The organism is Gibbsiella dentisursi (assembly GCF_039539505.1).
Lineage (GTDB): Bacteria > Pseudomonadota > Gammaproteobacteria > Enterobacterales > Enterobacteriaceae > Gibbsiella > Gibbsiella quercinecans.
This window is the reverse complement of record NZ_BAABDG010000011.1, coordinates 13,061-38,473: the sequence shown is the minus strand read 5'-3', so window position 1 is coordinate 38,473 and position 25,413 is coordinate 13,061. Positions and strand designations below refer to the sequence as shown.

Annotated in this window: 24 protein-coding genes; 16 read left to right on the top strand and 8 right to left on the bottom strand. The window is 57.9% G+C overall.

Features of this window, described 5'->3' with window-relative positions:
- Window positions 1-11: 11 nt before the first annotated feature.
- The gene (gene nirD, locus ABFX35_RS22435) at window positions 12-338 is read right to left on the bottom strand and encodes a nitrite reductase small subunit NirD (RefSeq protein WP_346082965.1); all 327 of its coding nucleotides are present in this window, start codon (window positions 336-338) and stop codon (window positions 12-14) included.
- A complete protein-coding gene (gene nirB, locus ABFX35_RS22430) occupies window positions 335-2,884 on the bottom strand; it encodes a nitrite reductase large subunit NirB (protein ID WP_346082964.1) in 2,550 nt (849 codons plus the stop codon). The genes nirD and nirB overlap by 4 nt, the downstream gene beginning before the upstream one ends.
- 302 nt (window positions 2,885-3,186) lie before the next feature.
- Between nirB and ABFX35_RS22425 the strand changes: the two genes are divergently transcribed.
- The gene (locus tag ABFX35_RS22425; RefSeq protein WP_346083063.1) at window positions 3,187-4,455 is read left to right on the top strand and encodes a cytosine deaminase; all 1,269 of its coding nucleotides are present in this window, start codon (window positions 3,187-3,189) and stop codon (window positions 4,453-4,455) included.
- A gap of 86 nt (window positions 4,456-4,541) precedes the next feature.
- Here ABFX35_RS22425 and tsgA read toward each other — a convergent pair whose 3' ends face one another.
- A complete protein-coding gene (gene tsgA, locus ABFX35_RS22420) occupies window positions 4,542-5,726 on the bottom strand; it encodes an MFS transporter TsgA (RefSeq protein ID WP_346082962.1) in 1,185 nt (394 codons plus the stop codon).
- A gap of 507 nt (window positions 5,727-6,233) precedes the next feature.
- Here tsgA and ppiA point away from each other — a divergent pair.
- The 6 genes from ppiA to argD all read left to right on the top strand — a co-directional run bounded on the left by ppiA (window position 6,234) and on the right by argD (window position 13,062).
- Complete coding sequence (gene ppiA / locus ABFX35_RS22415; RefSeq protein ID WP_279026177.1) at window positions 6,234-6,803, top strand: peptidylprolyl isomerase A; 570 nt, start codon at window positions 6,234-6,236, stop codon at window positions 6,801-6,803.
- A gap of 217 nt (window positions 6,804-7,020) precedes the next feature.
- A complete protein-coding gene (locus ABFX35_RS22410) occupies window positions 7,021-8,718 on the top strand; it encodes a sensor histidine kinase (RefSeq protein ID WP_279026179.1) in 1,698 nt (565 codons plus the stop codon).
- Window positions 8,715-9,443, top strand: a complete 729-nt coding sequence (gene btsR, locus ABFX35_RS22405; protein ID WP_279026181.1) for a two-component system response regulator BtsR — start codon at window positions 8,715-8,717, stop codon at window positions 9,441-9,443. Before ABFX35_RS22410 ends, btsR begins: the two co-directional genes overlap by 4 nt.
- A gap of 111 nt (window positions 9,444-9,554) precedes the next feature.
- Window positions 9,555-11,078, top strand: coding sequence for a helicase HerA-like domain-containing protein (locus ABFX35_RS22400; RefSeq protein WP_346082960.1), 1,524 nt, complete (start codon window positions 9,555-9,557; stop codon window positions 11,076-11,078).
- Window positions 11,079-11,135: 57 nt separating this feature from the next.
- Entirely contained in the window at window positions 11,136-11,711 is a 576-nt protein-coding gene (locus tag ABFX35_RS22395; protein WP_346082959.1) for an aminodeoxychorismate synthase component II, read from the top strand.
- A 133-nt stretch (window positions 11,712-11,844) separates the two neighbouring features.
- On the top strand, window positions 11,845-13,062 hold the full coding sequence (gene argD, locus ABFX35_RS22390; protein WP_095846766.1) for a bifunctional acetylornithine/succinyldiaminopimelate transaminase: 1,218 nt from the start codon (window positions 11,845-11,847) through the stop codon (window positions 13,060-13,062).
- 94 nt (window positions 13,063-13,156) lie between these two features.
- Here argD and crp read toward each other — a convergent pair whose 3' ends face one another.
- Entirely contained in the window at window positions 13,157-13,789 is a 633-nt protein-coding gene (gene crp, locus ABFX35_RS22385; protein WP_004090925.1) for a cAMP-activated global transcriptional regulator CRP, read from the bottom strand.
- A 480-nt stretch (window positions 13,790-14,269) separates the two neighbouring features.
- On the opposite strand from crp, the gene ABFX35_RS22380 reads away from it, so the two are divergent.
- Entirely contained in the window at window positions 14,270-14,677 is a 408-nt protein-coding gene (locus tag ABFX35_RS22380) for an OsmC family protein (RefSeq protein WP_346082954.1), read from the top strand.
- An 11-nt stretch (window positions 14,678-14,688) separates the two neighbouring features.
- Here ABFX35_RS22380 and ABFX35_RS22375 read toward each other — a convergent pair whose 3' ends face one another.
- The 3 genes from ABFX35_RS22375 to ABFX35_RS22365 form a co-directional block, all read right to left on the bottom strand.
- The gene (locus ABFX35_RS22375; protein ID WP_346082953.1) at window positions 14,689-15,558 is read right to left on the bottom strand and encodes a phosphoribulokinase; all 870 of its coding nucleotides are present in this window, start codon (window positions 15,556-15,558) and stop codon (window positions 14,689-14,691) included.
- Between the two features lie 134 nt (window positions 15,559-15,692).
- Window positions 15,693-15,911 carry a YheU family protein gene (locus tag ABFX35_RS22370; RefSeq protein ID WP_121554863.1) on the bottom strand — a complete coding sequence of 73 codons (219 nt, stop codon included), beginning with the start codon at window positions 15,909-15,911 and terminating at the stop codon, window positions 15,693-15,695.
- Complete coding sequence (locus ABFX35_RS22365; RefSeq protein WP_346082952.1) at window positions 15,908-16,888, bottom strand: hydrolase; 981 nt, start codon at window positions 16,886-16,888, stop codon at window positions 15,908-15,910. The genes ABFX35_RS22370 and ABFX35_RS22365 overlap by 4 nt, the downstream gene beginning before the upstream one ends.
- 228 nt (window positions 16,889-17,116) lie before the next feature.
- Here ABFX35_RS22365 and ABFX35_RS22360 point away from each other — a divergent pair, with 228 nt between their 5' ends.
- From ABFX35_RS22360 to tauD, 6 genes are all read left to right on the top strand, one after another.
- A complete protein-coding gene (locus ABFX35_RS22360; protein WP_346082951.1) occupies window positions 17,117-17,719 on the top strand; it encodes a LysE family translocator in 603 nt (200 codons plus the stop codon).
- A gap of 11 nt (window positions 17,720-17,730) precedes the next feature.
- Window positions 17,731-18,513 (top strand): PhzF family phenazine biosynthesis protein, encoded by a 783-nt coding sequence (locus ABFX35_RS22355; RefSeq protein ID WP_346082950.1) that lies wholly within the window; start codon window positions 17,731-17,733, stop codon window positions 18,511-18,513.
- A 149-nt stretch (window positions 18,514-18,662) separates the two neighbouring features.
- Window positions 18,663-19,658 carry a taurine ABC transporter substrate-binding protein gene (gene tauA / locus ABFX35_RS22350; RefSeq protein WP_346082948.1) on the top strand — a complete coding sequence of 332 codons (996 nt, stop codon included), beginning with the start codon at window positions 18,663-18,665 and terminating at the stop codon, window positions 19,656-19,658.
- Window positions 19,659-19,666: 8 nt separating this feature from the next.
- Window positions 19,667-20,434 carry a taurine ABC transporter ATP-binding subunit gene (gene tauB, locus ABFX35_RS22345; RefSeq protein ID WP_346082947.1) on the top strand — a complete coding sequence of 256 codons (768 nt, stop codon included), beginning with the start codon at window positions 19,667-19,669 and terminating at the stop codon, window positions 20,432-20,434.
- Window positions 20,431-21,267 (top strand): taurine ABC transporter permease TauC, encoded by an 837-nt coding sequence (gene tauC, locus ABFX35_RS22340; RefSeq protein ID WP_346082945.1) that lies wholly within the window; start codon window positions 20,431-20,433, stop codon window positions 21,265-21,267. Before tauB ends, tauC begins: the two co-directional genes overlap by 4 nt.
- Complete coding sequence (gene tauD, locus ABFX35_RS22335; protein WP_279026205.1) at window positions 21,264-22,112, top strand: taurine dioxygenase; 849 nt, start codon at window positions 21,264-21,266, stop codon at window positions 22,110-22,112. Before tauC ends, tauD begins: the two co-directional genes overlap by 4 nt.
- 3 nt (window positions 22,113-22,115) lie before the next feature.
- Here the strand turns inward: tauD and ABFX35_RS22330 are convergent, their stop codons facing one another.
- A complete protein-coding gene (locus ABFX35_RS22330) occupies window positions 22,116-22,835 on the bottom strand; it encodes an NUDIX hydrolase (protein WP_346082943.1) in 720 nt (239 codons plus the stop codon).
- A gap of 204 nt (window positions 22,836-23,039) precedes the next feature.
- Between ABFX35_RS22330 and prs the strand changes: the two genes are divergently transcribed.
- Together prs and ABFX35_RS22320 are read left to right on the top strand one after the other, a co-directional pair.
- A complete protein-coding gene (gene prs, locus ABFX35_RS22325) occupies window positions 23,040-23,900 on the top strand; it encodes a ribose-phosphate diphosphokinase (RefSeq protein WP_346082941.1) in 861 nt (286 codons plus the stop codon).
- A gap of 10 nt (window positions 23,901-23,910) precedes the next feature.
- Window positions 23,911-25,401, top strand: a complete 1,491-nt coding sequence (locus tag ABFX35_RS22320) for a nicotinate phosphoribosyltransferase (protein WP_346083062.1) — start codon at window positions 23,911-23,913, stop codon at window positions 25,399-25,401.
- The last annotated feature ends 12 nt before the right edge of the window (window positions 25,402-25,413 follow it).

Sequence of the window (25,413 nt, the reverse complement as noted above, 5' to 3'; positions counted from 1 at the left end):
AATAACAAAGGTTATGCGGCGACCTGCACCATGCCGTTGGCCACCCGGCTGGCAAAGCTGGGCACCGAACGGCTTTCATCCTCGAGACAAAAGCCGTCATGCAGACGGAAATGCTGTTTTTTCAGCGGGCTGGCGACCCACAGTTCGCCCTGGTGTTCGGCGATCAGGCCGCGGGAAAGCACGCTGGCCTGGGCGAAAGGATCGATATTGCTGATGGCGAACACTTGTTCCTCCGCCGTGGGGCGGAATATCGCTACCTGTTGGCCGCCAATCAGGGCGCAGACGCCGGTGCCGGGCAGGATATCGGCGAGCGGGCAAACGGTAATCCACTGGCTCATGCGTTGTTCTCCTCGGTTGCAAGCCACTTCACGGGGATGCGCTCATCCGGGCGCGCCGGGCGGTGCTGTTCGCGCTCCGCGACCATCTGCACGTTGGGATCGCGTCGGCCGCTGTTGATAAAGTGGGCGAAACGCAACTGCGCCTGTGGGTGCTCGACGGTTTCTTTCCACTCGCAGCGGAAGGCGGCGCGCAGGGTGGTGATATCGGCTTCCAGCTGCGCGTTGATGCCCAGCTTATCGTCGATGACGACGCTGCGTAGGTAGTCGATGCCGCCCTCCAGGTTGTCCAGCCAGACGGAGGTGCGTTGCAGCTTATCGGCGGTGCGGATATAAAACATCATAAAGCGGTCCAGATAGCGTACTAGGGTTTCGCGATCCAGATCGGCTGCCAGCAGATCGGCGTGGCGCGGCTTCATGCCGCCGTTGCCGCACACGTAGAGGTTCCAGCCGTTTTCGGTTGCGATCACGCCAACGTCTTTGCCCTGCGCTTCGGCGCATTCGCGGGTGCAGCCGGAGACGCCAAACTTCATTTTGTGCGGCGTGCGGATGCCTTTGTAACGGTGTTCCAGCGCCACGCCAAAGCCGACGCTGTCGCCAACGCCATAGCGGCACCAGGTGCTGCCGACGCAGGTTTTCGCCATGCGCAGTGCTTTGGCGTAGGCATGGCCGGTTTCAAAGCCGGCGGCGATCAGTTTTTCCCAGATGGCCGGCAGATCGTCCTTTTGCGCGCCAAACATGGCGATACGCTGTGAGCCGGTGATCTTGGTGTACAGGTCGTATTCCTTGGCGATCTGCCCGATGGCCTGCAGCCCATCCGGAGTGATTTCCCCACCGGCGGAACGTGGGATCACCGAATAAGTGCCATCTTTCTGGATGTTGCCGAGGAAGTTGTCGTTGGTATCCTGCAACGGCGTAAGCTGCGGGTTGAGCACATACTCATTCCAGCAGGATGCCAGCAGCGAGCCGACGGTGGGTTTGCACACTTCGCAGCCGTAGCCGCTGCCGTATTTGGCTAGCAATTCTTCGAACGACTTGATGCCCTCCACACGGATCAAGTGGTACAGCTCCTGGCGCGAATAGGCGAAGTGTTCGCACAGGTGGTTGTTGACTTCAATGCCCTGTTTGCTTAGTTCGGCATTCAGCACTTGGGTAATCAGCGGGATGCAGCCGCCGCAGCCGGTGCCGGCTTTGGTTTGCGCTTTGATGGCGGCCACGGTGTGGCAGCCCATGTTCACCGCGTTAATGATATCGCCCTTGCTGACGTCAAAGCAGGAACAGATTTGGGCGGTTTCCGGCAGGGAATCCACGCCGATGGCCGGCTTGCTGCCGGCGTGTGCCGGCAGGATCAGGCTGTCTGGGTGTTCCGGCAGTTCGATGGCATTCAGCGCCAGTTGCAACAGGTTGCCGTAGTCGCTGGTGTCGCCTACCAGCACCGCGCCGAGCAGCGTTTTGTTGTCGGCGCTGACCACCAGCCGCTTGTAGATTTCTTTGCTTTCGTCGAGGTAAACATAGCTGCGCGCGCCTTCAGTGCGGCCGTGGGCATCGCCGATGCCGCCGACGTCGACGCCCAGCAGTTTCAGTTTCGCGCTCATGTCGGCGCCTTCGAAGGCGTTTTCACGCCCCAGCAGATGATCGGCCACCACCTGCGCCATCTTGTAGCCCGGCGCCACCAGGCCGAAGGTGCGTTCGTTCCACGAGGCGCATTCGCCGATAGCGTAGACGTCCGGATCCGAGGTTTGGCATTGATCGTTAATCACGATGCCGCCGCGGCGCGCGGTGGCCAGCCCACACTGGTGCGCCAGCTTGTCCTGCGCGCGGATGCCGGTGGAGAAGACGATGAAATCGACTTCTAACGCCGTGCCGTCGGCAAACTGCATGGTTTTGCGCGCGTTCTGCCCGTGGTGGATGATTTCCTGGGTATTTTTGCCGGTGTGTACTTTCACCCCCATGCGCTCAATCTTGCGGCGCAGCTGATCGCCGCCCATTGGATCGAGCTGTTCGGCCATCAACACCGGCGCAAATTCAATCACATGGGTTTCCACCCCCAGGCTTTTCAACGCGCCGGCGGCTTCCAGCCCCAACAGGCCGCCGCCGACCACCGCGCCGCGTTGGCTACGGCGGGCGCAGGCTTCAATGGCGTTCAGATCTTCAATGGTGCGGTACACAAAGCAGTCCTGGCCCTCCGCACCCTTAATCGGCGGCACCCACGGGTAAGAGCCGGTGGCGACGATCAGCTTGTCGTAGAACACCGTGCGCCCGGTATTTGAGTGTATGACCTTTTCGGTGCGGTTAATGGTGATGGCGCGTTCGCCCACCAGCACCGTCACCCCGTGTTTTTCATAAAAGCCTTCGCGCACCAGTGAAAGCTCTTCGGCGGTATGGTGAGAGAAATAGGAAGAAAGGTGCACGCGATCGTAAGCGACGCGCGGTTCTTCACAGAACACGGTAATCGCAAACTGGTCTTGGTCTGCTTTCTCTAACAGATCTTCGATAAACCGGTGGCCGACCATGCCATTGCCGATGACGGCAAGTTTGACTTTGCTCATTTTTGCCTCAATTTTTTCATTTTCTTGCCTTACCTTATTCTTCCCCGATAGCGGTTTATTGATACAAATCAAGCACGCTTCCATATACCTCCAAGGTGTTATATAGATGATTTTAAAAGATATTTTATAAGTTGTGGTTTTTATTCAACTTTAGCTGAAACGTTGCAGTTAATGAGAAAAGCACGCATTTGGCGGAAAAGTGGGGCCAGTGTGGCGTAAGCCACTTTGTCAGTAGCCTATCGCCCCCGTATGATGGAGAAAACGGTGTGGCAGAGCAGAGGTGAAAGGTGGCGAACAATCCCGTGAAGTTTATCGATAACCTGCGCCTGAGCGGGCATGAGGGGCTGTGGCAACTGGCGATTGATCAGGGGCGCATTGCCCACATTATCCCGCAGCCGGAAGGGCAGGAGTGGCGCAGCGACGTGCTGGACGCCGAAGGGGGCCTGGCGTTGCCGGCGTTTATCGAACCGCACATTCACCTGGACACCACCCAGACCGCCGGGCAGCCGGCGTGGAACCAGTCCGGCACGCTGTTTGAAGGCATTGAACGTTGGGCGGAGCGCAAGGCGCAGTTAACCCATGAAGATGTTAAGCAGCGCGCCTGGCAAACGCTGAAATGGCAGATTGCCAACGGCGTGCAGTACGTACGCACCCACGTTGACGTCTCCGATCCCACGTTGACCGCGCTGCGCGCTATGCTGGAGGTGAAGCAGGAGGTGGCGCCCTGGGTCACGATGCAGATTGTCGCCTTCCCGCAGGAGGGAATACTGTCATACCCCGACGGCGAGGCGCTCCTGGAAGAGGCGCTGCGGCTGGGGGCCGATGTGGTTGGCGCTATCCCGCACTTTGAATTTACGCGTGAATATGGCGTGGAGTCGCTGCATAAGGCGTTTGCGCTGGCCGATAAATACCAGCGGCTGGTGGATGTGCACTGTGACGAGATCGACGATGAACAATCGCGTTTTGTCGAAACCGTCGCGGCGCTGGCCCTGAAGCTGGGCATGGGCGATAAGGTGACGGCCAGCCATACCACGGCGATGCATTCCTATAACGGCGCCTATACCTCGCGGTTGTTCCGGCTGTTGAAAATGTCCGGCATCAACTTTGTCGCCAACCCGCTGGTGAACATTCACCTGCAGGGGCGTTTTGACAGCTATCCGAAGCGGCGCGGCGTTACCCGGGTGAAAGAGATGCTGGATGCCGGCATTAACGTCTGTTTTGGCCATGACGATGTGTTCGATCCCTGGTACCCGCTCGGCACCGCCAACATGCTGCAGGTGCTGCACATGGGCCTGCATATTTGCCAACTGATGGGCTACGGCCAGATTGACGACGGCCTGAAGCTTATCACCACCCACAGCGCGCGTACGCTGCATCTTGATGATTACGGGCTGGCGGCGGGCAACAGCGCCAACCTGGTGATCCTGCCGGCAGAGAGCGGTTTTGATGCGGTGCGGCGCCAAACGCCGGTGCGCTATTCGATTCGCCGCGGGGCCGTGATTGCCGAAACCCAACCGGCGCAAACCACCCTGCACCTGGCACAGGATGAGCAGGTGGATTTCCGTCGCTAAGCCGGTAGGGTGTAAGGGAACATGGCTGGTGGCGATAAAACAACAGGGCGCCTAGGCGCCCTGTTTCGTATGGCGGTAAACCGCAATCAGCGGGTTACGTGGCCGTGGCTGCGGTGTTTGGTGACAAAGCCAAGCAGCAGGCACATCACGAATACCGCCAGATACAGGCCGTTGGCGGTCACCAGCGCGGCATGGGCTCCGCCTTGCGCCACGATCGGCCCGGTCACGATAAAGGTCAGCATGGTGCCGACGGTGCCGCAGGTCAGGATAAAGTTGACCAGCTTCGGTGAGGACACTTTGGTTTGCAGCGAACCCAGGGTAATCAGCGTGGTGTAGATCGCGCTGGAGATAAAGCCCAGGCCCATGATGAAGTAGCCCAGATGTTCCGGGTTATCGGTGCTGACAAACAGGTACATGGCCGCCGTCGCCAGGGCTGCCAGCACGGTAACGATGCGCTGCAGATCGAAAAAGCGCAGGATAAAGCTGAACACCCACATGCCCACCATGTAAGAAGTCCAGAAATCGCTGACCAGCTTGCCGGCCTGGCCAATATCCATACCGAAAGATTTGGTGGCGTATTCCGGCACCCACTGGATAAAGCCCAACTGGCCCAGAATGTAGCACAGCGCGGCGATCGCCAGGAACAGCACGCCGATGCCCCATTTTTCTTTGACCACCGGCTCGCCGCTGGCTGGGCTTTTGTTGCCCAATACCGGGAATTCGGAGCACAGCGTCAGGATAAAGATCGCCACGTACAGCAGGCCGATGCAGGCGTAGACCCAATACCAACCGATGTGGCGCGCCAACAGCATGGCGGCGACGATCGGGAAAATCATCCCGGCCATACTGAAGAAGGAATCGGTGAACAGCAGGCGGGAGCCGCGCTGGCGGCCAGCGTACATATGGGTAATCAGGAAGGTGCCGATCGACATGGTGATACCGCTGACCACGCCGAGCACAAACATGCACAGGGAGAACACGGCCAGGCTTTTACCGACCATCAGCCCGGCAACGGCCAACACCATCAGAATAAAGCCGAAGATGAGTTGGCGTTTCAACGGGATGATTTCCATCAGCCAGGCGTTCAGGAAGATAGCAATCAAGATGCCGGCGTTAAGGAAAGTAAAGGTATTACTCATGCTGGAAATCGGCAGATTAAAGTATTCTGCAATATTTCCCATCACCATCCCTGTGACGATAACTAAGGCACCGGTCAGCGCGTAAGAAAAAAAACTGATCCAGGTTAGCCGGATGCGGTTGCTGTTATTCATTGACTATGAGCCCGATATGTCTGTTGAGGTTCAGAGCGCTGCCCAACAAACCTTTTATTACCACAGCTCGGAAATATTAGCGCCTGTATGCACAGCGCATACACAAAGCCCCGACGGGGGCCCGCAATAAAATTGCCGCAGCAAACAAGGCTATTGGAAGGCTCTTACAAACTGGCATTAAGGCCGCAGATTTTCCCCTGCAGGCGGAAAATCTCCACACGGCCCCCAGGCTAGGGATCCTAACATAGCTAACTGTCTTTTTTGTGATTACTATCTATTTTTTATGCAATAAGTCAGTAATTGGTAAATGTTTTTGTGATCTTTATTGGAGTGCAATGTCGCCGGCCGCCGGCTTAACACGCCGCCAGCGGCGGTCGCCCGGCCGAGTGGCGTACATCAGCATTAGGTGGCTGCGTAAATATAGGTAAATGGCTGGTACTCCCGGAAAGGGCACTTTAGAATCAATGCGCTTTCACGTTGTTTGTCTCTTAGAAGAAGGATCTGTGCATGTTCAAACGTACTTTAGTGACCCTTGTCGCCTTGTGTTCCTTGGTTGCCGCGGCGCCTGCTGCGCTTGCCGCCGGTGAAACCCACGTGATGTTGACCACCTCGGCCGGGAATATCGAACTGGCGCTTGATGGCCAGAAGGCGCCGGTGTCTACCAAGAATTTCATCGACTACGTGAACAGCGGTTTTTATAACAACACCACGTTCCACCGCGTTATCCCAGGCTTTATGATCCAGGGCGGCGGTTTTACCGCAGACATGCAACAGAAAAGCCCCAATGCGCCGATTAAAAACGAGGCGGACAATGGGCTGCGCAACCTGCGCGGCACCATCTCAATGGCGCGTACTGCAGATAAAGACAGCGCTACCAGCCAGTTCTTTCTGAACGTGGCGGATAACGCCTTTTTGGATCACGGCCAGCGTGACTTCGGCTATGCGGTGTTTGGTAAAGTGGTGAAAGGCATGGATGTGGTGGATAAAATCTCCCAGGTGCCGACCGGCAATGTCGGCCCTTACCAGAATGTGCCCAGCAAGCCGGTTGTCATTCTGTCGGCGAAAGTGCTGCCATAAGTTCTACTGCGCGCCGGCACCCCGCCTGGGGGCCGGCCTGTTGTTCCCCCTCCTTCCCGAAGCATTGCGTACATCACTTTTTTCTTCCGCACGGCATGGTTTAATGCGCGATGGGTAATCAGGTTGCTGATGGCGCTGCTATTATCTTTTATGGCGGCAGGCCATTGTGGCTGGCAACCCGGCGTTCATTGGCCTTCGTTCAGGATAAGCTGCAAAGATGTATGAATTTAATCAGGTGTTGCTGTTATTGCAGCAGATGTGCGTGTATCTCGTTATCGCCTACTTGTTAAGTAAAACACCCCTGTTTATTCCGCTGACCCAGGTCACCATCCGCCTGCCGCATAAGCTGCTGTGCTATGTGATCTTTTCGGTGTTCTGCATTATGGGCACCTATTTCGGCCTGCATATCCAGGACTCCATCGCCAATACCCGCGCCATCGGCGCCGTATTGGGCGGCTTGCTTGGCGGGCCTTCCGTTGGCTTTTTGGTAGGGCTGACCGGTGGGCTGCACCGCTATACGCTCGGCGGGATGACCGACGTCGCCTGCGCGGTTTCGACCATCACCGAAGGCCTGGTGGGCGGCATTGTGCACAGCATCGCCATGCGCCGCCGCCGTATCGATCTGTTATTCAATCCGCTTTTCGTCGCCGGGGTGGCGCTGGTGGCTGAAATGCTGCAGATGGCGATTATCCTCGCCATCGCCCGCCCATTCGGCGAGGCTCTGCGGCTGGTGGAATACATTGCGTTGCCGATGATGATCGCCAACACGCTGGGTGCGGCGATGTTTATGCAAATTCTGCTCGATCGGCGCGCGATGTTTGAGAAATACACCAGCGCGTTTTCTTCCAAAGCATTGAAGATTGCCGAACTGACGGAGGGCATCCTGCGCCAGGGCTTCGATCAGGAAAACAGCATGAAGGTGGCGCGGGTGATCTACCAGGAGCTGGGCATCGGCGCGGTGGCGATTACGGATCGCGAAAAGCTGTTGGCGTTCATTGGCATTGGCGACGATCATCATGTGCCGGGCACGCCGATCGCTTCGGCGCATTCTCATCACGCTATCGATCACAACCAGGTGGTCTATGCCGACGGGAATGAAGTGGCCTACTGCTGTTCGATCAACCCCAACTGCAAACTCGGCTCAACGCTGGTGATCCCGCTGCGCGGCGAAAACCAACGGGTGATCGGCACCATCAAGCTGTACGAACCAAAAAGCAAACTGTTCAGCACCATCAACCGCACGCTGGGGGAAGGGATCGCCAGCCTGCTTTCGGCGCAGATCATGGCTGGGCAATATGAGCGCCACAAACAGCTGCTGGCGCAGTCGGAAATCAAATTGCTGCATGCGCAGGTCAATCCACACTTTCTGTTTAACGCGCTGAATACGCTGGTGGCGGTCATTCGGCGCGACGGCGATCGCGCCTGCGAGCTGGTGCAGTACCTTTCCACGTTTTTCCGCAAGAATCTCAAACGCTCCGACGATGAGGTGAGCCTGGCGGATGAGCTGGAGCATGTAAACGCCTATTTGCAAATTGAAAAGGCGCGCTTTGCTGATCGGCTGGAGATCGCCGTTTCGCTGCCGCCAGAGCTGATGGCGGTGCGTCTGCCGGCATTCTCCCTGCAGCCGATCGTCGAGAATGCGATCAAGCACGGCACTTCGCACATGCTGGGGGTTGGCCGGATCGACATCGGCGCGCGCTGCGAAGCGGGGCACCTGTTGCTGCAGGTGACCGATAACGCCGGGCTGTTTCAGCCTCAGCCGCACAGCCAGGGGTTGGGCATGAATCTGGTGGATAAGCGCATCCGCGTGCGCTACGGCGAAGGCTACGGCGTGCAGGTGGTGTGTGAACCGGAAGCATTTACCCGTATTACGCTCAATGTGCCGCTGGGCGAGCCGTTGCTGGGGGCTGCATGACGTTGAACGTCTTGATTGTTGATGATGAACCTTCCGCCCGTGATAACCTGCGCCACCTGCTGGAAGAGCATGAGGGCATTACGGTGATTGGCGAATGCGCCAATGCCATCGAGGCGATCAGCGTGATCCACCGCCAGCAGCCGGACGTGGTGTTTCTCGATATCCAGATGCCGCGCATCAGCGGGCTGGAAATGGTCGGCATGCTCGATCCTAACCGTATGCCGTATATCGTGTTCCTCACCGCGTACGATGAATACGCGGTGCAGGCTTTTGAGGAGCATGCGTTTGATTACCTGCTCAAGCCTGCCGAGCCGCAGCGGTTGAACAAAACGCTGCAACGGCTGCAGCAAAGCCGTGCGCCGCAGGATATCGCCGCGCTGGAAGAGAGCGCCGGCTACCTGAAATATATCCCTTGCACCGGCCACAGCCGGATTTACCTGCTGCGCTTCGATGAAGTGATCGCCATTCGCTCGCGTCTAAGCGGCGTTTACGTGGTGCGCGACGACGGCATGGAGTGTTTCACCGAACTGACGCTGCGCACCCTGGAAAGCCGCACGCCTTTGGTGCGTTGCCACCGGCAATACCTGGTCAATCTGGAACAGGTGCGGGAAATTCGCTTCGAGGAAAGCGGCGCGGCGGAAATGATCATGGCGGTGGGGGAACCGGTGCCGGTCAGCCGCCGCTACCTGAAATCGTTGAAGGAAGAGCTCGGGTTGCGTGGTTAGCTGCCCCATTTCCGCTGCCGAGTATGCCGTGCTTGACGGGCTTACGCTGCGCTTATAGCTTTATCGCATTCACCGGCGCGTTTGCGCCCCGTCTGCGTTAAGGAACATGAAATGAGTGAAGCACGGATTATCGCCAAAGCGCTGCACGCCGGGAAGCCGGCGCAGGACTTGGCTATTTTACCCGCGTTGGCGAACCGCCACGGCCTGATCACCGGCGCCACCGGCACCGGTAAAACGGTCACGTTGCAAAGAATGGCCGAGCAGTTTTCCCGCATTGGCGTCCCGGTGTTCCTGGCGGACGTGAAGGGCGATCTGTCCGGCATCGGCGCTGCGGGCGAGCCTTCGGAAAAGCTGCAGGCGCGGCTTGCGGCGATCGGCGTAACCGACTGGCAGCCGCAGGCGTGCAACATCATCCCATGGGACATTTTTGGCGAAAAGGGCCACCCGATCCGCGCCACGGTATCCGATCTTGGCCCTCTGCTGCTGGGGCGGCTGCTGGATTTGAACGACATTCAGCAAGGTGTATTGCAACTGGTGTTCCGCATTGCCGATGACAACGGCCTGCTGTTGCTGGACATGAAAGATTTGCGCGCCATGGTGCAGCATGTTGGCGATAACGCCAAACAGTTCCAAACCCAGTACGGCAATATTTCTACCGCCTCCATCGGCGCCATCCAGCGTGGGCTGCTGGCGTTGGAAGATCAGGGCGCCAACCAGTTCTTCGGCGAGCCGATGCTGGATATCAACGATCTGATGCGTACCGACGGCAACGGCCACGGCGTGATCAACCTGCTTGCGGCCGATAAGCTGATTAATCAGCCGAAACTGTATGCCATCTTCCTGCTGTGGCTGCTGGCGGAGCTGTTTGAACAACTGCCGGAAGTTGGCGATCCAGAACAGCCGAAGCTGGTGTTCTTCTTCGACGAAGCACATCTGTTATTCAACGATGCGCCAGCGGCGCTGCTGAGCAAAATTGAACAGGTCGTGCGCCTGATCCGCTCAAAAGGCGTGGGCGTTTACTTCGTCACCCAAAACCCATTGGATATTCCAGACAGCGTGCTTGGCCAACTGGGCAACCGCGTGCAGCACGCGCTGCGTGCTTTTACCCCACGCGATCAAAAAGCCGTGAAGGCGGCGGCGCAAACCCTGCGCGCCAACCCGGCGTTTGATGCGGAAACCGCGATTACCGAGCTGGGCGTGGGCGAAGCGCTGGTGTCTTTCCTGGATGAAAAAGGCCGGCCTAACGTGGTGGAGCGCGCCATGGTTATCGCGCCGGAATCGAAAATGGGGATGCTGGGCGCCGAGGGGTTGAACAGCGCCATCAATAAATCACCGCTGTACGGCCGCTATGAGGATATGGTGGATCGTGAGTCGGCCTACGAGAAACTCTCTGCTGAAGGCTTTGCTACCGTGGGTAAACCGCAGCCTGGCCAGCCGGCGAGCAAACCGGCGCAGGAGGCGGCCGGCGGGGGATTGATGGGGGGGCTGAACGAGATCCTGTTCGGTTCAACCGGCCCGCGCGGCGGCAAGCGTGACGGCATCGTGCAGACCGCCGCGAAAAGTATGGCGCGCGATCTGGGCCGCCAAATCCTGCGCGGCGTGCTGGGTTCAATCATGGGCGGCCGCAAAAAGTAAGCGCCGGCCTCGTCAGCGCAAGAAAACACCGTTATTTTTACATAAGTTGATTTGAGTATGTTGCTGCTGATCGATAACTACGACTCCTTTACCTATAATCTTTATCAGTATTTCTGCGAGCTGGGCGCCGCGGTGCTGGTCAAGCGCAACGACGAACTGCAACTGGCCGACATCGAACGCTTGGCTCCGCGGCAACTGGTGATTTCCCCCGGCCCGTGCACGCCGAATGAGGCCGGCATTTCCCTGGCGGCGATCCGCCATTTTGCCGGCCGTTTGCCGATCCTCGGCGTTTGCCTGGGCCATCAGGCTTTGGGGCAGGCGTTTGGCGCCAGCGTCGTGCGCGCCCGCAACGTGATGCATGGCAAAACCTCCGCCATTCGCCACGACGGCCGCGGCGTGTTTGCCGGCTTGAATAATCCGCTGACCGTAACCCGTTATCACTCACTGGTGCTGGAGGCCGCTACGTTGCCGGATTGTTTTGAGGTGACGGCCTGGAGCGAGCGCGCAGGGGTACGTGATGAAATTATGGGGATCCGCCACCGCACGCTGCCGCTGGAAGGGGTACAATTCCATCCGGAAAGCATCCTTAGCGAGCAGGGGCATCAGCTTTTGGGCAATTTCCTTAAGAGTTAATCGGTTAGGTTTTTTTTACCCGCTTTTGACGATTTAGGTTTGCCCTTGAATGGTTTTTTATGCATATTTTGTGATTATATTTTCACTTAATGGCAACGATAAATTCTTATTGCGTACAGGGTGGGGCCCAAGAATGACCGAAAAATCCACAGTTAGCCGTAGTACATTTGATCAGGTAATTTTGCCCGTTTATGCACCTGCACAGTTTGTGCCGGTGAAAGGCCAGGGCAGCCGCGTGTGGGATCAGCAAGGGAAAGAGTATATTGATTTCTCCGGCGGTATTGCGGTGACGGCGCTTGGCCACTGCCACCCGGCGCTGGTCGCGGCGTTGAAAGAGCAGGGGGAAACCCTGTGGCATACCAGCAATGTGTTTACCAATGAGCCGGCGCTGCGCCTGGCCAGTAAGCTGATTGCGGCGACGTTTGCCGATCGGGTATTTTTCGCCAACTCCGGGGCGGAAGCTAACGAAGCGGCGTTTAAACTGGCCCGGCATTACGCAATTACCCGCCACAGCCCGTACAAGACCAAAATCATCGCGTTCTATAACGCTTTCCACGGCCGCACGCTGTTTACCGTTTCGGTCGGCGGCCAGGCGAAATACTCCGACGGCTTTGGGCCGAAGCCTGCCGACATTGTGCACGTACCGTTTAACGATCTGGCCGCCGTGAAGGCGGTGATGGACGATCACACCTGCGCGGTGGTGATGGAACCCATCCAGGGTGAGGGCGGCATTATGCCGGTGGACGCTGCGTTCCTGAAAGGGGTGCGCGAGCTGTGCGATCGCCATCAGGCGCTGCTGGTGTTTGATGAAGTGCAAAGCGGCATGGGGCGCAGCGGCAAGCTGTTCGCCTATATGCACTATGGCGTAACGCCAGATATCCTGACCACCGCTAAAGCGTTGGGCGGCGGTTTCCCGGTCAGCGCCATGCTGACCACCGAGGAAATCGCGTCGGTGATGCACGTGGGCACCCATGGCACTACCTACGGCGGCAACCCGCTCGCCTGCGCGGTCGCTGAAGCGGCGCTGGATGTCATCAACACGCCAGAGGTGCTGAGCGGCATTGAACAGCGTCACGGCCTGTTTGTGCAGGCGCTGCAACGGATTGGCGAGAAGTACGCGATTTTCTCCGAAGTGCGGGGGATGGGGCTGCTGATCGGCGCGGAACTGGTGCCGGGCTATCACGGCAAGGCGCGTGAGTTTCTGACTGCGGCGGCGGCGCGTGGGCTGATGATCCTCAACGCCGGGCCGGATGTGATCCGCTTTGCGCCTTCGCTGGTGGTGGAACTGGAAGATATCGACGCGGGGATGGCGCTGTTTGAACTGGCGGTGCAGGATGTGATAAACGCTTAAGCGATGGGCACAGCGAGCTAGCACCGTGCAAAATAAACGCCCCGTAGCCGGTTGGCCACGGGGCGTTTGCTATTTACTGGCGCCCCGCGTGTGATTAACGCGTGCCGTAAACCACGATGGTTTTGCCGTGGGCAGAGATGAGGTTTTGATCTTCCAGCATTTTCAGAATACGACCGACGGTTTCGCGTGAGCAACCGACAATCTGGCCGATCTCCTGGCGGGTGATTTTGATTTGCATGCCGTCCGGGTGAGTCATGGCATCCGGTTGTTTCGCCAGGTTTAGCAGGGTTTGTGCGATACGCCCGGTCACGTCAAGGAAAGCAAGATTGCCTACTTTCTCTGAAGTAACCTGCAGCCGGCTTGCCATCTGCGCAGACAGGCGCATCAGGATATCCGGGTTCACCTGAATCAACTGACGGAATTTCTTGTAGGAAATTTCAGCCACTTCACAGGCAGTTTTCGCCCTTACCCAGGCGCTGCGCTCCTGGCCTTCTTCAAATAACCCGAGTTCCCCGATAAAGTCCCCCTGGTTGAGGTAGGACAGGATCATCTCTTTACCTTCTTCGTCTTTAATCAGCACCGCGACGGAGCCTTTAACGATGTAGTAAAGCGTTTCGGCTTTTTCACCTTGGTGAATCAGCGTACTTTTGGATGGATATTTGTGGATATGGCAATGAGACAGGAACCATTCGAGAGTCGGGTCTGTTTGCGGTTTGCCGAGAACCATTCGCTGTTATCCTCTGTTGTAATCGCTGCCTTGTGTCACAGGGATCAGAGTTCCCTGTAGAACATGTTTTAGCCCACGTGCACGTGGTGGCTATCAACAGGTTTTGAGGCGTGCCATAAAATACGCTACTGCTTTAGCATATTGACTTGCCGGAAATGCTGCAAGCTACATTCTGTTAACATACCACGTCAGGCACCTTTCCTCGAACGTTTCCCTGGAGCCTGCTCATTGGAAAGGGGATTTTCAGACTGAGCCCTGCCATTAATCGTGGAGCCGGCAAAAAGACAACATACTGCCGCAAAACCCGCGATTGCCGCCGCATTCACGCGCAATGACAGGACACAGTCTAGTGTGGTTTTAGCACAGAGTGAGGCCAGTGTCTTGTATTGTCTCGCTTCAGCATGATTCACGTCAGGTTCCGTTGCCAGTTTTAGCGCGAAAGCGTAGTCTGGGCTGCATAAACCAAGCGGAGTAACGAGTATGCAGGCAAGAATCAAGTGGGTGGAAGGTTTAACGTTCCTGGGCGAATCCGCCTCTGGCCATCAGGTGTTGCTGGATGGCAACGCCGGGGAAAAAGCGCCAAGCCCAATGGAAATGGTGTTGATGTCTGTTGGCGGGTGCAGCGCGATTGACGTGGTCTCGATTCTGCAAAAAGGCCGTAACGATGTGCGTGATTGTGAGGTAAAACTGACCTCAGAGCGCCGTGCGGAGGCGCCGCGCATATTTACCCATATCAACCTGCATTTTATTGTTACCGGTAAAGGGCTTACCGATAACGTTGTTGAGCGTGCGGTGAATCTGTCGGCGGAGAAATATTGCTCGGTATCGCTGATGCTCGGTAAGGCCGCCAGCGTCACCCACAGCTTTGAAATCCGCGTGGTGGAATGACGCCCAACCTATTACTTGATTTTTTTCCCTTCCAGCAGGCGCTGCACCAGCGGCGCCATGATCAACTCCATTGCCAGCCCCATTTTTCCGCCCGGCACCACCAACGTATTGATATGCGAAATAAACGAGCCTTGCAACATCGCCAGCAGATAGGGGTAGTCAATCTGCTCCAGCCCGCGGAAATGGATCACCACAAAGCTCTCATCCAGCGACGGGATCGCTTTGGCGGCGAACGGGTTGGAAGTGTCCACCGTCGGCACCCGCTGGAAGTTGATATGGGTGCGCGAAAACTGGGGCGTGATGTAGTTAATGTAATCTTCCATCGAGCGAACCACGGAATCCATCACCGCTTCGCGTGAATGGCCGCGCTCGCCGGTATCGCGGATCAGTTTCTGGATCCACTCCAGGTTGACGATCGGCACCACCCCCACCAGCAAGTCGACATGCCTGGCGACGTCATGATGGTCGGCGACAACGCCACCGTGCAGCCCTTCATAAAACAGCACGTCGGTGGGCTCCGGCAGGGGTTCCCAGGGGGTGAAGGTGCCTGGCACCTGGTTGTAGGGCACCGCTTCGTCGTAGGTGTGCAGGTATTTGCGCGAACGGCCGGTGCCGTGTTTGCCGTATTCAATAAAGCTTTGTTCCAGCAGGCCAAAGTCGTTGGCTTCCGGGCCGAAATAGCTGATGTGGCGGCCAAGATCGCGTGCTTTGCGGATCGCGGCGTCCATCTCCGGCCGGGTATAGCGGTGGAAGCTGTCGCCTTCCAGCTCGGCGGCGCGGATATTCAACTGCTGGAATATTTTGCGAAACGCCACACTGGTGGTTGTGGTGCCGGCGCCGCTGGAGCCGGTCACCGCAATGACAGGATGTTTAGCTGACATAAATACCGTTCCCCGTGAGAAATCTGGCAATGTGGCCGTGCCCCGCCTTCAGGCTGGCGCCACAGCCTAGCATTGTTATCACGTTTCGCGCACCGGTGTCATCTTTGCGGCGGAGGGATGCGACATTTTGCCGGTTAGCCGTGGAACGAGGTGCGCGGCATAATGTTGATTGTTTCATGCAGCTCGGACCACACCAGCACCACTTCGCCGCTTTTCAGTTGGCGGCGCACGTCTTCCACTTTTTGCTCCAGCGTGCGTTCCTGTTCGCCGTAGTCGGTGCCTTCACGCAGCACAAAGGATTCAATCAGGTTGTTCAGGGTTTCCGTTGCTAATTCTTGCCAGGGGATAATCACTGTTTGGGTTCCAGATAAGGGGTAAGCCAGGCGGGAATGCGCGATTCCAGCCACATTTGCGGTTTTTTCAGCGTGCCGCCGACAAAGCCGACGTGGCCGCCAAACGCCGTCAGTTGATACTCGACGTTGGCCGGCAGGCGGCTGAGATCCGGGATCACCGCATCGGTCATGAACGGATCGTCCTTGGCGTGAATGATCAACAGCGGCGTACGGATCTGCGGCAGCAGCGGCAGGGCGCTGCAACGGCGATAATAATCGTCGGCGCCGCTGAAGCCATGGATGCGTGCGGTGATGGCATCATCGAAGTCGCGGATACGCCGCAGGCTTTGCAACTGCGGCAAGTCCAGCGGCAGAGTATTGGGGTAGCGCAGCAGCTTACGCATGGCGTTCTGCTTCAGTTGCCCCAGCAGATAGCGCTGATAAACGCGGGAAAACCCTTGCTCCATGCGCGCGGAGCAAGGCTCCAGCATCAGCGGCGCAGAGACGATCGCCGCGGCGTGCAACAGGCTGTTCTGGCCCTGCTGTGCCAGATAGCAGGCCAGCATATTGCCGCCGAGTGAAATGCCGACCGCGGCGGTTGCCACATCGCCATAAGTGGTGCGCAGCCAGCGCAGGAAGAAGCGGGCGTCTTCCGTTTCGCCAGAATGGTAAATACGTGCTCCGCGGTTGGGCACGCCGCTGCAGCCGCGGAAATGCATCACCACCCCAAGCCAGCCTTGTTCACGCCAGGCGTTCAGCAGGCCGTGACCATACGGGCTATAAAAACTGCCTTCCAGGCCATGAAACAGCACTACGCGGGGTTTAGCACGCGCCTGGCGTGGGTCTTCGCTCCAGGCCAGATCGAGAAAATCGCCGTCGGGTAATTCCAGCCGCTGCCAGTACGGTTCCAGCAATACCCGGCGGCGCACCAGTCTCGGCAGCAGGGTTTGCAGGTGCGGGTTTTTGGCGCCGGGCAACGGGTGAAATGTTTCATGCATAACGAATCAATATCTTTTGGGGAATCGGAGCCACTATATGCAAGCGGCGCGTGGGCGGCAACCGGAGCCTGCCCTCGGTGCCAGTAAACCGCTATGGTGGAAAACCCTACCGCGTTAGCGTGATTGATAAAGGACTTATTGTGTGATCAATCGCGTACTGATAACTTCAATGGCTTGAGCGAATAATAAATACGGCAAGAAATCCTTAGGGTGAGGAGCACCCGATTCATGGAATTAAGTTTATTTCTTTCAATGTTAGGCTTCCTGTGGGTGGCCGCCATCACGCCTGGCCCCAACAATATGCTACTGACCACCTCCGGCGCCAACTTCGGCTTTATGCGTTCGCTATGGCTGATGATCGGCATTATGCTCGGCATGCAGAGCATTTTGCTGCTGGTGGCCTTCGGCGTTGGCAGCCTGATCCTGGTTTATCCGTCTCTGCACCTGATCCTGAAGATCCTCGGCAGCCTGTATTTGCTGTGGTTGGCGTGGAAAGTGGCGACGGCGGCGTATGAAAAGCTGGAAACCGACGTCGCGCCGCCCAAACCGATTCGCCTGTACCAGGGCTGGTTGCTGCAGTTCCTCAACCCCAAAGCCTGGCTGATGGCGTTGGGCGCTGTGGCGAGCTTCAGCCTGGAGGGCGCGCGCTATAATCACTCTATCGTGGCGATAGCCTGCGGTATTTTTGCGGTGAATATGGTTGCCGGCGTCATTTGGCTGGGCTTTGGCACCGTGATTGGTCGCCTGCTGCGCAGTAAAAAAGCCTGGGTGATCTTTAACGTCTCGATGGGCGTATTGACGGCGGCCTGCGTCCTGCTGATTTGGCATTAAAGGGGGGAGCGATGACAGAGAACTATTTCCACGTTGATGCTTTTATCGGCGACGGGCTGCGCGGCAACCCGGCGGGGGTTTGCCTGCTGAAGCAACCGCTGCCGGGTGCGCAGATGCAGGTCATCGCCAATGAACTGAACCTGCCGGAAACCAGCTTTGTCTGGGACGACGGCGATATGTATGCCATCCGTTGGTTCACGCCAACGCGGGAAGTGGATCTCTGTGGGCACGCGACGCTGGCTGCGGCGCGCGTGCTGTTTAGCGAAGTGAACCCTGGGCTGAGCGATATGCGTTTTCGCTCGGCCAGCGGTGAGCTATATGTGAAGCGCGCCGCAGAAGACGGTGAGCGTTTGATTCTTGATTTTCCCTCCCGCCCACCGCAAAAAATCACCGTGCCAAAGCCCCTGCCGGCTTTGCTGGGGGCGGTGCCGGCCGAAGTTTGGCAAGCCAGGGCGATGCTGGTGGTACTGGAAAGCGAGGCGCAGGTGCGCGTGTTGCAGCCCAATATCCCGGCGCTGATCGACGAGCTGGGCTGTGGCGTGATCGTCACGGCACCCGGCGCCAAGGTTGATTTTGTCTCGCGCTATTTCTCTTTGGATCGCAGCGAAGACCCGGTGACGGGCTCCGCCCATTGTACGCTGATGCCTTACTGGGCCGCCCGCCTTGGTCGTCATGTGCTGCATGCCCAGCAGCTTTCAGCGCGTGGCGGGGAGTTGTTTTGCGAACTGCACGGCGATCGCACGCTGATTGGCGGATATGCGCACATTTTCCTGCGTGGTGAAATTACCCTCTGATCGTTGGCTGCGGCAATAACGTTTGCTGGGATAGACGCGGATGTTATATTTCTTTATAGAATAAAAGATATTTTTTTATTCTTTTATGCATTGGTCTTGCTTGGATAACACTGTGAATCACTCAACAGTTGCTATCAATGGAGCAGATCATGGCAGGCAAATTCCCTTTATTACGCGGCGTAACGCTGTTGTTGGCGTCGCTGATGGCCGCCGGCGCACAGGCTGTGGATGTGACCGTTGCGTATCAAACGTCGGCCGAGCCTGCCAAAGTCGCCCAGGCGGAAAACAGCTTCGCCAAGGCGTCCGGCGCGTCGGTTGACTGGCGCAAATTTGACAGTGGCTCCAGCGTGCTGCGGGCGATGGCTTCCGGCGACGTACAGATCGGCAATATCGGCTCCAGCCCGTTGGCGGTGGCCGCCAGCCAGAAACTCCCCATTGAAGTGTTTCTTATCGCCTCGCAGCTTGGCAGTTCCGAAGCGCTGGTGGTCAAGCCGGAGATTAAAACCCCACAAGACCTGATCGGCAAACGTATCGCGGTGCCGTTTATTTCCACCACGCACTACAGCCTGTTGGCTTCGCTGAAACACTGGGGCATCAAACCTGAACAAGTGCAAATTCTCAACCTGCAGCCCCCGGCGATTGTCGCCGCTTGGCAGCGCGGTGATATTGACGGCGCCTATGTGTGGGCGCCTGCCGTCAACGAACTGGCGCAAAAGGGGCGGGTGCTGACCGACTCTGAACAAGTGGGGCAATGGGGCGCGCCGACGCTGGATGTGTGGGTGGTGCGGAAAGACTTCGCCGAGCAGCACCCGGACGTGGTGACGGCCTTTGCCGCCAGTGCGCTGGCGGCGCAAAAAGCGTATTTGGCCGCGCCGGATCAATGGTTGCAGGACAAAACCCATCTGAGCACCCTGGCGCGCCTGAGCGGCGTGCCGGAAGCGCAGGTACCGGGGCTGGTCAAAGGCAACCGCTATTTGCCGGTGGCCGATCAAATCACGCAGCTTGCTCAACCGGTGGATAACGCCATTCGGGATACCGCCGAATTCCTTAAAGAACAGGGCAAGATCCCACAGGTTGACAGCGATTACAGCGCCTATGTGACCGACCGTTTTGTGAAACAGGTGCAGGCTGCGCCGCAGTCTTAGGGGGCGGAATGCTACAGGTTAATCATCTTTCGGCAGAGTATCAGGGGCGCCAGGCGCTGTGCGATGTGTCGTTCCAGATTGCCCCAGGGCAACTGGTGGTGGTTTTGGGGCCTTCGGGCTGCGGCAAAACTACGTTGCTGAACTTGATCGCCGGGTTTAACGCGCCTTCTGCCGGCAGCATTACGTTAGATGGCAACCCGGTCACCGGCCCCGGTGCTGAACGGGGCGTGGTGTTTCAACATGAAGGTTTACTGCCGTGGCGCAACGTGGTGGATAACGTCGAGTTTGGCCTGCAACTGGCGGGCATCGACAAGCCGGCACGGCAACGCGTGGCGCGCAAGATGTTGGCGCGCGTGGGCCTGAGCGGTTATGAGCAGCATTTCATCTGGCAGCTTTCCGGCGGTATGCGCCAGCGCGTAGGGATTGCCCGCGCTCTGGCCGCCGACCCGCGATTGCTGTTGCTGGATGAGCCGTTCGGCGCGCTGGACGCTTTTACTCGCGAGCAGATGCAGGAACTGCTGCTGACCATCTGGCGCGACACCGGCAAACAGGTGCTGCTGATCACCCATGATATTGAAGAGGCGGTGTTTCTCGCCAGTGAGCTGTTGCTGCTGTCGCCCGGCCCGGGGCAGGTTGTGGAGCGTTTGTCGTTGAGCTTTGGCCAACGCTATGCCGGCGGTGAGGCGTGCCGCGCCATCAAATCTGACCCCGAATTTATCGCCCAGCGCGAATATGTGCTGGGCAAAGTCTTCCAACAGCGTGAGGCGTTGCTATGAGCCTGGATTTTCCCCTGAAGGCGGCGGCCCGGCCCAAGGCCCTGGCCGCGCGCCGTTTTCACCTGCCGCGCACGCTGTGGCTAAGCGGCGCCACGCTGTTGGCGCTGCTGGCGGGATGGTGGGGCGTGACCGCGCTGGGGCTGATTAGCCCACTGTTTCTGCCGGCGCCGCAGCAGGTATTGCACCAGTTGATGGTCATCGCCAGCCCGCAAGGATTTATGGACGCCACCCTGTGGCAGCACCTGGCCGCCAGCCTGGGGCGTATTCTGGTCGCCCTGTTGGCGGCAGTGGTTATCGGTATACCGGTGGGCATCGCGATGGGGCTGAACGACACGGTGCGCGGCATTCTCGATCCCTTGATTGAGATTTACCGCCCGGTGCCGCCGCTGGCCTATTTACCGCTGATGGTTATCTGGTTCGGCATTGGTGAAACATCGAAGATTTTGCTGATTTATCTGGCGATTTTCGCGCCAGTAGCGCTTTCCGCCGTGGCCGGGGTGCGCAGCGTCGCGCAGGTTCGGGTGCGCGCTGCGCTGGCACTGGGCGCCAGCCGTTGGCAGGTGCTGCGCTTTGTGGTGTTGCCCAGCGCGCTGCCGGAAATCCTGACCGGCATTCGTATCGGGCTTGGCGTCGGTTGGTCGACGCTGGTGGCGGCCGAGCTGATCGCCGCCACGCGCGGCCTGGGTTTTATGGTGCAATCCGCCGGTGAGTTCCTGGCGACTGACGTGGTGATCGCGGGTATCAGTGTGATTGCGATTATTGCATTTGGTTTGGAACTGGGGCTGCGCGCCGTTCAGCGGCGATTGACCCCGTGGCATGGAGTACAACAATGAACGAACGCTTGAAAATCACCCCGCTGGGGCCATACATCGGTGCGCTGGTGGAGAATATTACGCTGGCGCGGCCGTTGGGCGACGGCCAGTTTGAACAGCTTTACCATGCGTTGCTCAAACATCAGGTGCTGTTTTTCCGCAACCAGCCGATCACCCCGTTGCAGCAGCGCGATCTGGCCGGGCGTTTTGGCGATCTGCACATCCACCCGGTGTACCCGCATGCCGGCGAGGTGGAAGAGATCATCGTGCTGGATACCCATAACGATAACCCGCCGGACAATGATAACTGGCACACCGACGTCACTTTTATTGAAACCCCGCCGCAGGGGGCGATTCTGGCCGCTAAAACGCTACCGGCCACCGGCGGCGATACGTTGTGGGCCAGTGGCATCGCCGCCTATGAGGCGCTGTCGGCGCCGTTCAAAACCTTGCTGGCCGGGCTGCAGGCGGAGCATGACTTCACCAAGTCGTTCCCGGAACATAAGCACCGTGGCAGTGCAGAAGAGCACCAGCGCTGGCAACTGGCGGTAGAGAAGAACCCGCCGCTGTTGCACCCGGTGGTGCGTACTCATCCGGTGAGTGGCCGGCAGGCGTTGTTCGTCAATGAAGGGTTTACCACGCGGATTGTCGATCTGGCGCCAAAAGAAAGCGATGCGTTGCTGAACTTCTTGTTTGCCCACATCAGCAAACCGGAGTTCCAGGTGCGCTGGCGCTGGCAGGAAAATGACGTGGCGATTTGGGATAACCGGGTTACCCAGCACTACGCCAATGCGGACTACCTGCCGCAGCGGCGCATTATGCACCGGGCGACCATTTTGGGGGATAAGCCTTTCTACCGCGCCTGAGGGCTAGTCCACCATCAGGTTACGGGAGAAGTTAATCATATCCACCCCTGCCTTTTTGCGGTACAGGCGCGCCTTGCGGGCGCCTGTCGCTGCCATCTCACCGGTTTCTTCAAACATCTCCGAGGCTTCAAAACGCCGCATCAGGCTTTTGCGCTGCACCGGGTGCGCCAGAATGATCTCAATCACTTCCTGTAGCTGGGCCAGCGTGAAGGCCGCCGGCAGGCAATAGACCGGCAGCATGGAATAGGTGGTTTTTTGCCGCAGCCGTTGCAGCGCCACCGCGATGATGCGTTGATGATCGAACGCCAGTTGCTCGGCCTGCAGTGCGCCAAGCGGCCGCCAAGCCACATCGTCCACGGCGGCAATGTGCGGCTGGCAATCGGCATGGGCAATCAGGGCAAAATAGACCGTCGTCAGGCTCCAGCCCCGCGGATCCCGGTCCGGGCCGGAAAAACTCTCCAACTGCGCCAGATAAGGCGGTTCCACGCCGGTTTTTTCCATTAGTTTACGCTTCGCCGTTGCCTGCGTGGAATCATCACGCTGCAGATCGATAAACCCGCCCGGCAACCCCCAACGGCCCAAAAAAGGGTGGTTGGCCCGTTTGGCCAGTAGAACGCATAGCTGCCCGCCGTGCACGGTAAACAACACGCTGTCTACCGTGACGATGGGGGAAGGGAAACGGCGAGGATCGTAGTTTTCCAGGTATTCGGTTTCTGTTGGCATGAGGGATTCGCAAAAAGAGTCTTTGAGACAAGATAACAATTCCCGGCCAAGGCAGCAAGCCGGTGTTTATACTTAAAATCAAGTATAAACATACGGTTATGTGATTTGCGCATGATTGGGTTATTTTTCACTTGCCAATTAATGTCTGTTGGACAATTATATAATTGTCTTAAGGACATTAATTGGCAAGATGAGGAACGGCAAATGAGCGCACAACTACAGCTATTTTTGGATTCGGTTCCGGTGGAGGTCATCACCGGCCGGTTTCCCGATGGGGCGGTGTATGCCCGTTTCCACCAGCCGGCGATAACCACGGCCACGCAGATGCGTATTCGCGCCACGGCAATGCGCAGCATGGATGATTTTATGCTGCTGGCGCAGTTGGTGGACGCCGTGCGCCACCGGTTCCTGATTAAAGAAAGCCTGCTTGAACTGCCTTATTTGCCGTATGCCCGCCAGGATCGCCATATGGGCGATGGCGACAGCTTTGCCCTGAAGGTGTTCGGCCAACTGTTGAATACGCTGGCTTTTGATCGTGTGACGGTGCTGGATCCGCACAGCGACGTGGCGGCCGCAGCGGTCAACCGGCTGCATGCCATTACGCAACAGCAGTGCATGCAGCACAGTGCCAGGCTGGCAGGCTTACTGGCGCAACAGCGCCTGATGCTCATTGCGCCGGACGCCGGCGCGTTGAAAAAAATCCACGCGGTGGCGGCGCATTTTGGCCTGGCGGAATACGGCACCATGACCAAGCATCGCGATGTGTTAACGGGTGAACTCACCGGTTTTGAACTGCTGACGGGGGATGTGCAAGGAAAAGACGTGCTCATTGTTGATGACCTGTGCGATGCAGGCGGCACGTTTATCGGCGCGGCCCAGGTATTGCGGCAGGCCGGCGCCCGCGCCGTCAGCCTGTATGTCACGCACGGCGTGTTTTCCCAGGGCACGGCGCGCCTGCTGGCGCAAGGTATTGATCATATCTATACCACCAGCTCTTATGCGGCGGCGGATATCGCCGGGGAACGCGTTGAACTGATTGATATTGAGCGTATTTACGCCCACTAAGGAGTTGATGATGTTAACCAATCCAATTTTGGCGATTGACGGCTATAAGGTTTCCCACCGTGAACAGTATCCGCAGGGCACCACGCGGGTGTACTCCAACTTCACGCCACGCAGCGATCGGTTCTTTGCCTCGCCGCAGGCCGATGGAAAACTGGTCTTCTTCGGTCTGCAGGGTTTCCTGCAATGGTTCATGGTGGACTTATTCAACCAACAGTTTTTTGCGCAGCCGGAAGAGAAAGTGGTGGGTGAGTATAAGGCGCTGATGGACAGCTATATTGGCCAGGATCGGGTCTCCGTCGAGCATATTCGCGCCTTGCACCGGCTGGGCTATCTGCCGCTGCATATCAAAGCGCTGGATGAAGGCAGCAAGGTCAGGATGAAAGTGCCGGTGCTTACCATCACCAACACGCGGGATGAGTTCTTTTGGCTGGTTAACTATCTGGAAACGGTGATCTCTGCCGAATTGTGGAAGGCATCGACCAATGCCACCATCGCCCATCACTACCGCAAAATTTGCCAGGCGTGGGCGGATCTCACCTGTGATGATATGGCGCACCTTGATTTTCAATGCCACGATTTCTCCTTCCGCGGCATGTCGGGCCTGCATGACGTGGCGCAGTCGGGCGTGGGGCACCTGTTGAGCTTTAAAGGCACCGATAATATCCCCGCCATCCTGTACGCGCAGCAGTATTACCCCACCGCGGGCGATTACTTTGTGGCGGGAAGCATTCCCGCGACGGAACACAGCGTGATGTGTATGGGCGAGCAGGCGACGGAGATCGAGACTTTTCGCCGGCTGATTGAAGATTTATACCCGAACGGCCTGGTGTCGATCGTATCGGATACCTGGGATTACTGGCGGGTTTTGACGGAGTTTACCCGGGAGCTGCACGGCAAGATCATGGCGCGCGATGGCCGCGTGGTATTCCGCCCGGACAGCGGCGATCCTTGCGATATTATTTGCGGCACCGGTGATGACCGCGATCATAGCCCGACGCGCAGCGCGCAGGAAAAAGGATCTGTAGAAGTGCTATGGGAAATCTTTGGCGGTACGATAAACAGCAAAGGCTACAAGGTGTTGGATCCGCACGTGGGGTTGATTTACGGCGATTCGATCACGCTGGCGCGGGCGCAGGAGATTCTTAGCCGCCTGGCGGCGAAGGGCTTTGCCAGCGCAAACGTGGTATTTGGCGTAGGCTCCTTTACTTATCAGTATAATACCCGCGATACGTTTGGCTTCGCGATGAAGGCGACCTACGGTGAAGTGAATGGGGTGGGGCGCGCCATCTTCAAACAGCCAAAAACCGATAGCGGCTTAAAGCAATCGGCGCGTGGCTTGTTGCGGGTGATACGTGACGAGCAAGGCGAATACCAATTGCGGGATAACCAAAACTGGCAGCAGGAGCAGCAGGGCGAGCTGAAAACCCGTTTCCTTGATGGCAAACTCTACCATCAGGATTCGCTGGCGCAGATCCGCCAGCGCCTTGGCCGCCCGTGCTGATAACCCGCCGCC

Bases quoted from the DNA above. Each gene is read 5' to 3' on its own strand.
- nirD (WP_346082965.1), bottom strand. From the start codon at position 338: ATGAGCCAGTGGATTACCGTTTGCCCGCTCGCCGATATCCTGCCCGGC.
- nirB (WP_346082964.1), bottom strand. From the start codon at position 2,884: ATGAGCAAAGTCAAACTTGCCGTCATCGGCAATGGCATGGTCGGCCAC.
- tsgA (WP_346082962.1), bottom strand. From the start codon at position 5,726: ATGAATAACAGCAACCGCATCCGGCTAACCTGGATCAGTTTTTTTTCT.
- ppiA (WP_279026177.1), top strand. From the start codon at position 6,234: ATGTTCAAACGTACTTTAGTGACCCTTGTCGCCTTGTGTTCCTTGGTT.
- ABFX35_RS22410 (WP_279026179.1), top strand. From the start codon at position 7,021: ATGTATGAATTTAATCAGGTGTTGCTGTTATTGCAGCAGATGTGCGTG.
- btsR (WP_279026181.1), top strand. From the start codon at position 8,715: ATGACGTTGAACGTCTTGATTGTTGATGATGAACCTTCCGCCCGTGAT.
- ABFX35_RS22400 (WP_346082960.1), top strand. From the start codon at position 9,555: ATGAGTGAAGCACGGATTATCGCCAAAGCGCTGCACGCCGGGAAGCCG.
- ABFX35_RS22395 (WP_346082959.1), top strand. From the start codon at position 11,136: ATGTTGCTGCTGATCGATAACTACGACTCCTTTACCTATAATCTTTAT.
- argD (WP_095846766.1), top strand. From the start codon at position 11,845: ATGACCGAAAAATCCACAGTTAGCCGTAGTACATTTGATCAGGTAATT.
- crp (WP_004090925.1), bottom strand. From the start codon at position 13,789: ATGGTTCTCGGCAAACCGCAAACAGACCCGACTCTCGAATGGTTCCTG.
- ABFX35_RS22380 (WP_346082954.1), top strand. From the start codon at position 14,270: ATGCAGGCAAGAATCAAGTGGGTGGAAGGTTTAACGTTCCTGGGCGAA.
- ABFX35_RS22375 (WP_346082953.1), bottom strand. From the start codon at position 15,558: ATGTCAGCTAAACATCCTGTCATTGCGGTGACCGGCTCCAGCGGCGCC.
- ABFX35_RS22365 (WP_346082952.1), bottom strand. From the start codon at position 16,888: ATGCATGAAACATTTCACCCGTTGCCCGGCGCCAAAAACCCGCACCTG.
- ABFX35_RS22360 (WP_346082951.1), top strand. From the start codon at position 17,117: ATGGAATTAAGTTTATTTCTTTCAATGTTAGGCTTCCTGTGGGTGGCC.
- ABFX35_RS22355 (WP_346082950.1), top strand. From the start codon at position 17,731: ATGACAGAGAACTATTTCCACGTTGATGCTTTTATCGGCGACGGGCTG.
- tauA (WP_346082948.1), top strand. From the start codon at position 18,663: ATGGCAGGCAAATTCCCTTTATTACGCGGCGTAACGCTGTTGTTGGCG.
- tauB (WP_346082947.1), top strand. From the start codon at position 19,667: ATGCTACAGGTTAATCATCTTTCGGCAGAGTATCAGGGGCGCCAGGCG.
- tauC (WP_346082945.1), top strand. From the start codon at position 20,431: ATGAGCCTGGATTTTCCCCTGAAGGCGGCGGCCCGGCCCAAGGCCCTG.
- tauD (WP_279026205.1), top strand. From the start codon at position 21,264: ATGAACGAACGCTTGAAAATCACCCCGCTGGGGCCATACATCGGTGCG.
- ABFX35_RS22330 (WP_346082943.1), bottom strand. From the start codon at position 22,835: ATGCCAACAGAAACCGAATACCTGGAAAACTACGATCCTCGCCGTTTC.
- prs (WP_346082941.1), top strand. From the start codon at position 23,040: ATGAGCGCACAACTACAGCTATTTTTGGATTCGGTTCCGGTGGAGGTC.
- ABFX35_RS22320 (WP_346083062.1), top strand. From the start codon at position 23,911: ATGTTAACCAATCCAATTTTGGCGATTGACGGCTATAAGGTTTCCCAC.